Raw genomic sequence first — 9,990 nt, 5'->3', positions numbered from 1 at the left:
GCGCCTCCCCGCCACCCGCCGGGCTTGGTCCGCGCGCCGGACGAGGCGTGGCCGACCCCGCACGGGTGCTGGGCGCCTGGCTCGGCCGGGCGGCCGGGTGCGTGCTGGGCAAACCCGTCGAGAAGATCCCGCGCGAGGGCATCAGGGAGATCGCCGAGTCCACCGGCAACTGGCCCATCAGGGGCTGGTTCACGGCGAAGGGCCTGCCTGACGACGTCGCGCGCCGCTGGCCCTGGAACCGCCGCAGCGCGGTCAACTCCCTGGCCGAGAACATCGACGGCATCCCCGAGGACGACGACCTCAACTACCCGCTGCTGGCCCTGACCGTGCTGGAACGCCATGGCCGCGGCTTCACCACCGGCGATGTGGCCAGGTTGTGGCTCGACGAGCTCCCCGCCGGCCGTACGTTCACCGCCGAGCGGGTCGCGTACCGCAACCTCCTGGACGGCGTCGAGCCGCCGCGCACGGCCACCCACCGCAACCCGTTCCGCGAGTGGATCGGAGCGCTGATCAGGGCGGACGTGTACGGCTGGGTCAACCCCGGCGACCCGGCCACCGCCGCGGAGCACGCCTGGCGCGACGCGCGGCTGACGCACACCGCGAACGGGATCTACGGGGCGATGTTCGTGGCCGCGATGTGCGCCTCCTCCCTGGTGGCCACGTCGGCGGAGGAGGTGGTGCGGGCTGGGCTGTCCGTGGTGCCCGAGCGGTCGCGGCTGCACGAGGCCGTACGCCTGGCCGTCGCGGACGCCGGACGCGAGGACGACTTCGAACGGGTCGTCGACCGCCTCCACGAACGCCACGGCTCCCTGCACTGGGTGCACACGGTCAACAACGCGGCCCTGGTCGCCGCCACGCTGATCCACGGCGGGGGCGACTTCACCGCCACGATCGCCGGGGCGGTCGCCGGCGGCTGGGACACCGACTCGGCGGGGGCCACGGCCGGGTCCGTCGCGGGCGCGCTGAACGGTGGGGTGCCCGGCCGCTGGCGTATGCGTGACCGCCTGGCCAGCAGCCTCACCGGGTTCGACGGGGTGGGCCTGGAGGAGCTGGCCGCCCGTACACAGGAGATGATGACCCCATGATCTCGGTTTTCGGCAGCGCCAACATGGACCTCGTCGCGTACGTCTCAGAAGCCCCCAAACGCGGCGAGACGGTCACCGGGCACCACTTCCGCACCATCCCCGGCGGCAAGGGCGCCAACCAGGCGATCGCCGCGGCCCGCGCGGGAGCGCGGGTGGCGTTCCTCGGGGCGGCCGGCGACGACGCTTTCGGCGCGGAGATGCGCACCACGCTGGCGGAGGCCGGCGTCGACGTGCGCGGCCTGCGCCAGGTGCCGGGGCCCAGCGGCATCGCGCACATCGTGGTCGACGACGCCGGAGGCAACTCGATCGTGGTCGTGCCGGGCGCGAACGGCACGGTCACCGGACCGACCGCTGACGACCTGGCCGTGATCGCGGCGTCCCAGGCACTGCTGCTGCAGCTGGAACTGCCGCTGGAGGCGGTCGTCGAGGCGGCGCGAGGGGCGAGGGCGGCGGGCGTGCCGGTGTTCCTCACGCCGGCGCCCGCGCGGCCCCTGCCGGAGGCACTGCTCGACGCGGTCACGACGATCGTCCCGAACGAGCACGAGGCGGCCGCCATCACCGGCGTCGCAGGCGTGGACGCGGCCCTCGACGCGCTGCTCGAACGGGTCGAGGAGGCGGTGATCACGCTGGGCTCGCAGGGCGCGCTCTTCGGGTCGCGGTCGGGGGAGCGGCTGCGTGTGCCGTCGGTGCCGGTGAAGGCCGTGGACACGACGGCGGCCGGTGACACGTTCGTGGGCGCGCTGGCCGTGGCCCGTTCCGAGGGGCGTGCGATGGCCGACGCCCTCACCTTCGCCTCGGCGGCGGCGGCGCTGTCGGTGCAGCGCGAGGGGGCCAGCACGTCGATGCCGGCCCGCGAGGAGATCGACCGGCAGGTCTCATGAGGTGCCGCCTGGGCAGGTGGTGACCATGAGCGAGAAACCAGAGGACAAACCCGACGCGGTCGGCAGGGTGGAGGGCGAGAGCGACGTCGTCGCCGAACGGTCGGGCGCCGACACGCCGACGAGCCGCCGTCCCGTCTCCGCCGACCTCCCTGTGGACGACCCGCAGGAGGGCCCGCAGGAGGACTCCGGGGAGGAAGAGGAGAACGGGAACGAGGTCGTCCGCCCCGACGCCGGCCCCACCGGCTGACCGTCACGTGCGTCGCCACTCACTTCTGGGCGGCGACCTTGGCCCCCAGGAGGGCGGCGCACTCGTCCCGGTAGTCGAGCGTGCGCGAGCGCACCTGCTTGGGGTCGGTGAGCACGGCCCTGGAGACCGACGGCACGACGGCATGACGGACGGACGCGAACACCCGGGCCACGTCGGCGGGGGTGGCCCCCTGGACACCCAGGCCCGGCGCGAGGATCGGGCCGTTGAGGTCGCCGAGCGGTTCGCCGAGCTCGGGCAGCGTGGCTCCCATGACCAGCCCGACCGGCCCGAACGGCGTGTGACCCGCGTTGGCCGCCGCCGCGGCGGCGATCACCTGCCCGGCCACGTGCCGCTGCAGCGGGGCGGCCTCGGGGTTGGAGGTGCGGGCCAGCACGAACACGCCCGCGTCGTTGACCATGGCCGACGTGATCGCCACCTCGAGCGAGCCGAACCCCAGGTAGGGGCTGAGCGTCACCGCGTCGGCCGCCAGCGGGCCGCCCCTGTCGAGGTACGCCTCCGCGTAGGCGGCCATCGTGCTGCCGATGTCGCCCCGCTTGACGTCGAGCAGCACCAGCGTGCCGGCCTCGCGCAGGTCGGCGATCGTGCGTTCGAGCACGGTGATGCCGCGGCTGCCCCAGCGCTCGAAGAAGGCCGACTGCGGCTTGACCACCGCGACCACGTCGCCCACCTCGTCGACGACCGTGCGGCTGAAGCGCTCAAGACCGGCGGGGGAGTCATCGAGCCCCCAGGCGTGCAGCAGCGCCGGACTCGGGTCGAGGCCCACGCAGAGCGGTCCGTACGCGTCGAGCCTGGCTCTCAGGCGCGCCCCGAACGTGTCATTCATCGGCTCCTCCTTCGCTGGAGACCCCGGGCTCCAGCCCGCGACATGGTGCCGCCCGGCAAATCTCACGACCACCGCCACGGCCTTCGGACCCGGCCCCGCGCGGCCGTGGCAGAACGGTTCTCCGGTGACGATACGGGACAGGACTGCCCATGCAGAACAGGGTGTGCAATCCGAGTCTTCCTCGCGCGGCCTCAGGGGTAGATCAGCAGACATGTACGAGATCGCCCATCGTGTGCTGGTGCTGCGTACCGATCCACCCAGTGACGTCGTCGTCACGCTCGGCCTGCCGTACGAGGAGCCGGACGGCGAGTGGTCGTGCCCGTACCGCATCGACGGGCTCGCCGGGTGGGAGCACGAAAGGAAGGTCACCGCGTTCGACTCGATGGAGGCGATCGGGCTGGCGATGGTCACGGTGCGGGCGGCGCTCGCCGGGTCCCACGAGGCCAAGGAGGGGCTGCTGAGCTGGGACGACGCGCCGTCGGGCCGGCGGGCGCGCACGGTGTACGTGAGCGTGGACCAGGAACACGACCTTGCCTACGTCTCCATGCGCCATGAGATGTCGCCAGGTGAGGCGGTACGCCAGGTCGAAGCCGGCGACGTCATCCTCGACTACGGCGAGACCGGGCGGCTGCTCGGCCTGGAGATCATGAACGCGGCCGCGGTGCTCCCGCCCGAGCTGCGGCTCTGACCGGACGAGCGGTCGCCTGCCGGCCGGCCGGGGAAGGAGGCGAGCGAAGGCCGCGGTCCAGGGGTGCACGCCGTCGTCAGGGGACGACCACGGACCTGACGTGCGAGGCGGGCCGGGGATAATCGCCGGGGTGAGCACCGTGATCTCGCCGCGCATCGTGGCCACCGACCTCGACGGAACCCTCCTGACCTCGACCGGCACCATCACCCCTCGCACCAGGAAGGCGCTGCGGTCCGCGCGGGCGGCCGGCGCCGAGATCGTCTTCGTCACCGCAAGGGCGCCGCGCGGCGTCCGCGCGATCGCCGAGCAGACCGGCGTCACCGGCATCGCGATCTGCAGCAACGGAGCCGTCACCTACGACGTGGCCGCCGACGAGATCATCCACAGCCGTCCGCTCACGCCCGAAGCGGCCAGAACAGTCGCCGCCACGCTGGCCGAGGCCATCCCCGGCGTCGGCATCGCCGTCGAGACGGGCAGGAACGTGCTGGCCGAGGCCGCTTACACCCGTCGTCTCATCGACGACCTGGCGTACTACCGCGAGGTCGGATCGGTGTTCGACGAGGGCGAGCCCATCGTCAAGCTGCTCGCCATGTCGGCCGCGCACACCGCCGACGAGATGTTCACCGCCGTCGTGGCGGCCGTCGAGGGCCAGGCCGAGGTGACGTACTCCGGGGTCGAGGGGCTGCTGGAGATCAGCGCGCCGGGGGTGACGAAGGCCGGCGCGCTCGACCGGCTCTGCAGGGAGCGCGGGGTCGAGGCCGGCGAGGTGGTGGCGTTCGGCGACATGCCCAACGATCTGGCGGTGCTCGCGTACGCGGGCGCCGGCTACGCCATGGCGAACGCGCACCATCTGGTGCTGGCGGCGATCGAGCGGCGCACGCTGTCCAACGACGAGGACGGCGTGGCCGCGGTGCTCGAAGGCCTGTACGGCTGAGGACGTGCCCGCCCACGGTGTGGGCGGGCACGTCCGGGTCAGGCGTCGTCGTCGGAGACGCGCGAGGCCCCGTCGCAGGAACCGGGTGCGGTGCTGAGCACGGGCACCAGCCCGCCGCACGTGCTCACCGGAGCCGACACAGGCTCGACGATCTCGTCATTGAAGATGATCACGTCACCGACGAGCGACTTGCCCGAAGCCGCAGCGGGCTCGGCGGGCTCGGCGGGTTCCACGGGTTCCACGGGCTCCGCCGGCTCAGCGGGTTCGGCGGGCTCGGCGGCCGTGCCGGGTCGGGCGGCTTCGGCGACCGTGCCCGGTTGGACGGCCGCGCCGGACTGTGCGGGCTGATTGGCCGCGCCGGGCCGGGTGGCCGTGCCGGGCGCCGGAGCCTGGGCGATTGCCGCAGGCGGTGGCGTGACCGCACCCTGCGCGGCGTACGGGAACATCACGCTCGCCACCGCGGCCCCGAGCCCCGCCGCGACGAGGCGCCTCGTTCCCATCAGAACCCCCACCCTCGGCACCACCGCGTCACGGCGAGGTGCGCCGGCCTGCCTAGGCGGCCTGCATGCTGGCGGGGTTGACGCCGTCGCCGGTGTCGTGCTGTGGCCGTCCGCCCTCCATCATCCGGTCGATCAGCGCCAGAGCCAGCGCCGAGACCACGAAGGTCAGGTGGATCAGTGTTTTCCATAGCAACTCCCTGTCGGTGATGGCCGGTCTGGCCGCGTTGATGAAGATCTGGAGGAGATGGATGGACGAGATGCCGATGATGGCCATGGCCAGCTTGACCTTCAGCACGTTGGCGTTGACGTGCGAGAGCCACTGGGGCTGGTCAGGATGGCCCTCGATGCGCAGCCGCGAGACGAACGTCTCGTAGCCGCCGATGATGACCATGATCAGCAGGTTGGAGATCATGACGACGTCCACGAGTCCGAGGACGATCAGCATGACCGTGGTCTCGGCCGGCGTGCCGCCGAACCCGAGATGGATCAGATGGATCAGCTCCGCCATGAAGCGCCACACGTAGACGACCTGGGCGACGATCAGCCCCAGGTAGAGCGGGGCCTGAATCCATCGGCTCAGGAACATGACGTAGCCGACCCGTGCCGGCATCTTCTGTGACCTCGTGCGCGACGCGGTCACGGGTACTTGCGCGAGTCTCACTAGGACGTCAGTACGTTGATGTGCTGGACCACGGTCTCCACATCGATGAGCGGCGAGCCGTTGCCGAGCAGATCCAGCGGGATCGGGGACGCGCCGGCCACCAGCACGGCTGCGGAGATCACGACGCGGAACGTCGGCGGAACTCCTCGCCGCCGCCCCTCGCCCACGCGGGCGACGCCGCCGGACGACGGGTCATGGCCCGGGACGGTGGCGGTCATGGCTGAAGGCAGCCGACGACCGGAAGCTCCGCCGGCGCGGTCAGTGCCGCGGGATCGACCAGGCCGGTCAGCTCAGCGGGGGACTCGAGCAGGCAGGTCCCCAGCTGAAAGGGATCGACGACGGCATGGGCGGCGGGGGCGGCGGACAGGGCCAGGCCGCCGGCGGCGACCACGGCGACCATGATCCGCCGAGGGGTGGACAACATCGAACCTCCTGGGTACGGGATGTCGAACTGACGCTACCCAGAGTAGTGGGAAAGTCACGCTGAGTTAAAGATTTCTTACATCATGTGATCGCGGGATCGGCGGTCCTGGGCGGCCATGACGTCGTCGGCGTGGTCGGACGCCCACACGCCGAACGCCTCGATCGGCCCCAGGAGGCTGCGTCCCAGCTCGGTCAGCTCGTACTCCACGCGGGGCGGAGCCTCGGCGTAGGCGCGCCGTACCACCAGGCCGTTGAACTCCAGGCGGCGCAGCGTCTCCGTGAGGACCTTCGGGCTGATCCCGCCGATCTCCTCCCGCAGCCGCCCCGGACGTCGCGGGCCATGGCGCAGCGCCCAGACGACGACCGCGTTCCAGGTGTTGGCGACCAGGTCGAAGGCGAGCCTGGCCTGACAGTCGGCGAGGAACAACGAAGCCTCCATTAGGCACCGGATGGTGTGCGACGGGATTTCTACCGTTGTCATCCAAGCAAACCCCTTCTTGGAGGACGAACATGCGTATCGGGATCCTGGGCGCCGGCAACATGGCGGACGCCCTCGGCACCCAGTGGGCCGGCGCGGGCCATCCGGTCATGATCAGCGGCCGCGACCTGGACCGGAGCACGGCCCAGGCAGAAAGGGTGCGAGCCCAGGCCGCCCGCCGGCAGCTCGTGGAGGCGCCGGTGGCTTCCGCCGAGGTGGACGTGCGGGTGGGGACGTGGGCGGAGGCGGCCGGGTTCGGAGAGGTCGTGGTGGTCGCCGTCAGGGAGGCGGGCCTGGTGGACGTGCTCCAGGCCGCACGTCCGTCAATGCGGGACAAGCCCGTCATCGACGTGACCAATGCTGCCGCCCCTGACCGATATGACCCCACGCGTCCGATCGCACGCATGATCCAGGATCTCACCGGAGGTCATGTCGTGAAGGCGTTCAACCTGTGTCACGTGGACGTGTGGCGGATGACGCCGCCGGTGTTCGACGGGCGTCCGCTGGCCGTGCCGCTGTGCGGCGACGACCCCGGCGCCATGGACGCGGCCCGCACGCTGGTCGCCGGCCTCGGCTGCACCCCGCTGGACGGGGGAGGCCTCGACCGGGCGATGCAGCTGGAGGCGACCGCCGCGTTCGTGATCGGGTTGTGGTTCGGGGGCGCCGACGCCCAGGCCGTCCTGCCGCCGCTGGCCTCGTCGGGAACCCACGGGCGGACCTGACGTACGACGAGGGGCGTAGTGGGGATGACGACGGCCGGCGGATGCCGCGGCGCCCGCTCCGGGATCATCCTGGAGGCCTTCACACCAGGCCGAAGGAGAAGTCCAGTGGTAACCGAGGTCGCCAAGGGCAGCGGGTACATGACCGCGTTCAAGGTCGTCGCCGTCCTCAACACGGCCGTCGTGTTCGCGCAGGCGGTGACGGCCGGCCAGCTCATGAGCGGCGCCGGCGCCGGCCTGCACGGGACGGGGTCGTTCGTCGTGCACCTGCTGGGGCTGGTGCAGCTCATCGTGGCCGTGCTGATGTGGCGTCCGGGCCGCGCCGCCGGCTGGCCCGCGCTCGTCAGCGTGGCGATCTTGCTGCTCGGGTTCGTCCAGTCGATGCTGGGCGGCTCCGGGGCGGTGATGACGCACGTGCCGCTCGGGATGGGGCTCTTCGGGCTCTGCGTGTGGCTCGTCGTCTGGTCCTGGCGCCGCTGACGCACCCCGGGGCCACGGCTCTCCGCATCCGGACTCGGAACCGTACGGCGCTCCGCTGCGCGCGGGACCGGGTCCGGCGGCACGTCAGGAGGGGTGGCGGGCCAGGTGGTCGGCGTGGCGGATGGGCTCGGGAAGGCGGTAGCGGGCAGCCAGGCGGAGGACCTGGCCGGTCACGGTGTCCAGGGAGACGCGATGGCCCTGGGAGACGTACACCGGTTTGACTCCCCGCTGCGTGCGCAGCGCCCGCCCGACCGTGGAGCCCTCGTGGACGATCGGCGTCCACGAGCCGCGTTCCGGCCCGGGAGGCCTATGCGTGCCGACGAACGGCGTCTTGCCCACCCCCAGCGTCGGCAGCCGGGTGAGCACGCCCAGGTGGCAGGCCAGCCCGAACCCGCGCGGATGGGCCAGCCCGTACCCGTCGCAGAGCAGCAGATCAGGGGTCACGGTGAGCCGTTCGAGGGCGTCGATCAGGGTGGGCAGCTCGCGGAAGGCGAAGAGCCCCGGCACGTACGGGAACGCCACCCTCCCCTCGGCCACCACCTGCTCCACCACCGCGAGGGTGTCCCCGTCGAGGACGACCACGGCCGCCGTCACCGCGTCGTCGCCGTGGTAGTGCACGTCCAGGCCCGCCACCAGCGCGAAGTCGGTGGGACCCGTCAGTTCGACGTGTCCGCGCAGCCGGTCCTGGACGGACTCCGCCTCCGCGACGCCGGCCGGCCATGGATGAAGTCGTCGTACCCGCACCCGATCAAGGTACGCCGTCCCGGCCCGAGGTCGTTGAGTAGGGTCGGTCGTCATGAACGAGGTTCCGGTGGACGTGCCGGTGATCGTCGGTCCGGGGGTCGTCGCGGACACGGCGCTGCTGGCGCAGGTCGCCGGCCGTGAATGCGCCGCCCTGGGCGTGCGTGGCACGCTCGTCCACGCCCGCGACGCCGCCCACCTGCTGTCTCTCGTACGTGACGGGGCCGTCGTGGTTCCCGGGCCCGAGGCGGAGATACGCGCGCTCATCGGACGGCCGCTGGGTGCGGTGGTCTGGGTCGACGTGCACCGGGCCGACGGCGTCGAGCCGGGGGAGGGCGCGTCCCACCTGCACGGGCGCGGGATCAGCGGCCTGAGCTGGGGCATCCGGCACGCCCTGCACCGGGTACGTCACACGCCGCTGAGAATCCCTTACGGCCCGTCCCGCGATCAATGGGGTGATCTGTACATGCCGGTGGGCGTGGCCAGGCCGCCGGTCGTGGCTCTGGTTCACGGCGGCTACTGGCGCTCGATCTGGGCCGCGGACGTCATGGAGGCGCTCTGCGCCGATCTGACCGGGCGCGGATTCGCGGTGTGGAACCTCGAATACCGTCGTCCTGACACGCACGGCTGGCCCGCCACCGTCGTCGACGTCGCCACCGGCCTGACCGCCCTCCGCACGGGCCTGCGCACCCCGGGTCCCGCCCCCACCTGCGACGATCACCCTCAGAAGACCGCCGTCCCCGAGGACGAACCCGGCCTCGGGCTGGACCCCGCACGCAACCTGGGGCTGGACCTCGACCGGGTGGCGGTGGTCGGTCACTCGGCCGGCGCCCAGCTGGCGCTGCGGGCGGTGGCGGACGGCCCGCGGGCGGCGCCGGCGACACCACTGACCACGCCGACAGCGGTGTCGCTGGTGGTGTCGCTCGCGGGCGTGCTCGACCTCGTCGAGGGCGACCGGCGCTGGATCGGCTCCGGCGCCGTGGCCGCCGCCCTGGGCGCCCGCTCGACCGCCCCAGCGGACGGCGGGTACGGCGCGGGGTCGCCGCTGCTCAGGGTGCCGATCGGGGTGCCGCAGCTCATCGTCCAGGGCGCCGCCGACGACCTCGACCTGATCGACTTCGGCCGCCGCTACGCCGGTGCCGCCGGACGGGCCGGGGACGACGTGACGTACCTGGAGTTGCCCGGCGACCACTTCGACGTCATCACCCCCGCCACCCCGATCTGGCAGGCCACGGCCGAGGCCATCGCCGCGGCGCTCGCGTGAGAGACGGGGACCGTGCCGTACGATCCACCCACCCTCAGCGACGAA

At 72.3% G+C, this 9,990-nt stretch carries 15 protein-coding genes; 8 read left to right on the top strand and 7 right to left on the bottom strand.

Going from position 1 to position 9,990, the window contains the following annotated elements:
* From GUY59_RS32300 to GUY59_RS32290, 3 genes are all read left to right on the top strand, one after another.
* On the top strand, positions 1 to 1,085 hold a 1,085-nt coding region (locus tag GUY59_RS32300), incomplete at its 5' end, for an ADP-ribosylglycohydrolase family protein (RefSeq protein WP_161714807.1).
* On the top strand, positions 1,082 to 1,966 hold the full coding sequence (gene rbsK, locus GUY59_RS32295) for a ribokinase (RefSeq protein ID WP_138206329.1): 885 nt from the start codon (positions 1,082 to 1,084) through the stop codon (positions 1,964 to 1,966). The genes GUY59_RS32300 and rbsK, both read left to right, overlap by 4 nt.
* Before the next feature lie 25 nt (positions 1,967 to 1,991).
* Positions 1,992 to 2,213 carry a hypothetical protein gene (locus tag GUY59_RS32290; protein WP_138206327.1) on the top strand — a complete coding sequence of 74 codons (222 nt, stop codon included), beginning with the start codon at positions 1,992 to 1,994 and terminating at the stop codon, positions 2,211 to 2,213.
* A 19-nt stretch (positions 2,214 to 2,232) separates the two neighbouring features.
* Here the strand turns inward: GUY59_RS32290 and pyrF are convergent, their stop codons facing one another.
* Positions 2,233 to 3,057, bottom strand: a complete 825-nt coding sequence (pyrF, locus tag GUY59_RS32285; RefSeq protein WP_132336588.1) for an orotidine-5'-phosphate decarboxylase — start codon at positions 3,055 to 3,057, stop codon at positions 2,233 to 2,235.
* A 211-nt stretch (positions 3,058 to 3,268) separates the two neighbouring features.
* On the opposite strand from pyrF, the gene GUY59_RS47765 reads away from it, so the two are divergent.
* Entirely contained in the window at positions 3,269 to 3,745 is a 477-nt protein-coding gene (locus tag GUY59_RS47765) for a DUF2283 domain-containing protein (RefSeq protein ID WP_201761597.1), read from the top strand.
* 130 nt (positions 3,746 to 3,875) lie between these two features.
* Positions 3,876 to 4,679 carry a Cof-type HAD-IIB family hydrolase gene (locus tag GUY59_RS32275; RefSeq protein ID WP_252375163.1) on the top strand — a complete coding sequence of 268 codons (804 nt, stop codon included), beginning with the start codon at positions 3,876 to 3,878 and terminating at the stop codon, positions 4,677 to 4,679.
* Positions 4,680 to 4,717: 38 nt separating this feature from the next.
* Here GUY59_RS32275 and GUY59_RS32270 read toward each other — a convergent pair whose 3' ends face one another.
* The 5 genes from GUY59_RS32270 to GUY59_RS32250 all read right to left on the bottom strand — a co-directional run bounded on the left by GUY59_RS32270 (position 4,718) and on the right by GUY59_RS32250 (position 6,702).
* Entirely contained in the window at positions 4,718 to 5,179 is a 462-nt protein-coding gene (locus GUY59_RS32270; RefSeq protein ID WP_161714806.1) for a hypothetical protein, read from the bottom strand.
* A gap of 52 nt (positions 5,180 to 5,231) precedes the next feature.
* Entirely contained in the window at positions 5,232 to 5,789 is a 558-nt protein-coding gene (locus GUY59_RS32265) for a TIGR00645 family protein (protein ID WP_132336590.1), read from the bottom strand.
* Between the two features lie 50 nt (positions 5,790 to 5,839).
* Positions 5,840 to 6,058, bottom strand: a complete 219-nt coding sequence (locus GUY59_RS32260; RefSeq protein WP_138206323.1) for a hypothetical protein — start codon at positions 6,056 to 6,058, stop codon at positions 5,840 to 5,842.
* Positions 6,055 to 6,264: a hypothetical protein gene (locus tag GUY59_RS32255; protein WP_201761596.1), complete on the bottom strand. Its 210-nt coding sequence runs from the start codon at positions 6,262 to 6,264 to the stop codon at positions 6,055 to 6,057. The genes GUY59_RS32260 and GUY59_RS32255 overlap by 4 nt, the downstream gene beginning before the upstream one ends.
* Positions 6,265 to 6,339: 75 nt before the next feature.
* Positions 6,340 to 6,702: a winged helix-turn-helix transcriptional regulator gene (locus tag GUY59_RS32250; RefSeq protein WP_132336594.1), complete on the bottom strand. Its 363-nt coding sequence runs from the start codon at positions 6,700 to 6,702 to the stop codon at positions 6,340 to 6,342.
* A gap of 71 nt (positions 6,703 to 6,773) precedes the next feature.
* Between GUY59_RS32250 and GUY59_RS32245 the strand changes: the two genes are divergently transcribed.
* The gene (locus GUY59_RS32245) at positions 6,774 to 7,463 is read left to right on the top strand and encodes an NADPH-dependent F420 reductase (RefSeq protein ID WP_138206321.1); all 690 of its coding nucleotides are present in this window, start codon (positions 6,774 to 6,776) and stop codon (positions 7,461 to 7,463) included.
* A gap of 105 nt (positions 7,464 to 7,568) precedes the next feature.
* Positions 7,569 to 7,940 (top strand): hypothetical protein, encoded by a 372-nt coding sequence (locus GUY59_RS32240; RefSeq protein ID WP_138206319.1) that lies wholly within the window; start codon positions 7,569 to 7,571, stop codon positions 7,938 to 7,940.
* A gap of 84 nt (positions 7,941 to 8,024) precedes the next feature.
* Here the strand turns inward: GUY59_RS32240 and GUY59_RS32235 are convergent, their stop codons facing one another.
* Positions 8,025 to 8,684: an endonuclease V gene (locus GUY59_RS32235; RefSeq protein WP_138206317.1), complete on the bottom strand. Its 660-nt coding sequence runs from the start codon at positions 8,682 to 8,684 to the stop codon at positions 8,025 to 8,027.
* Between the two features lie 52 nt (positions 8,685 to 8,736).
* On the opposite strand from GUY59_RS32235, the gene GUY59_RS32230 reads away from it, so the two are divergent.
* On the top strand, positions 8,737 to 9,945 hold the full coding sequence (locus GUY59_RS32230; protein WP_138206315.1) for an alpha/beta hydrolase: 1,209 nt from the start codon (positions 8,737 to 8,739) through the stop codon (positions 9,943 to 9,945).
* Positions 9,946 to 9,990 lie beyond the last annotated feature (45 nt).

The organism is Nonomuraea sp. K271, assembly GCF_009908215.1.
GTDB lineage: Bacteria > Actinomycetota > Actinomycetes > Streptosporangiales > Streptosporangiaceae > Nonomuraea > Nonomuraea longispora.
The sequence above is the reverse complement of the archived record's forward strand: the minus strand, read 5'-3'. Positions and strand labels throughout refer to the sequence as shown.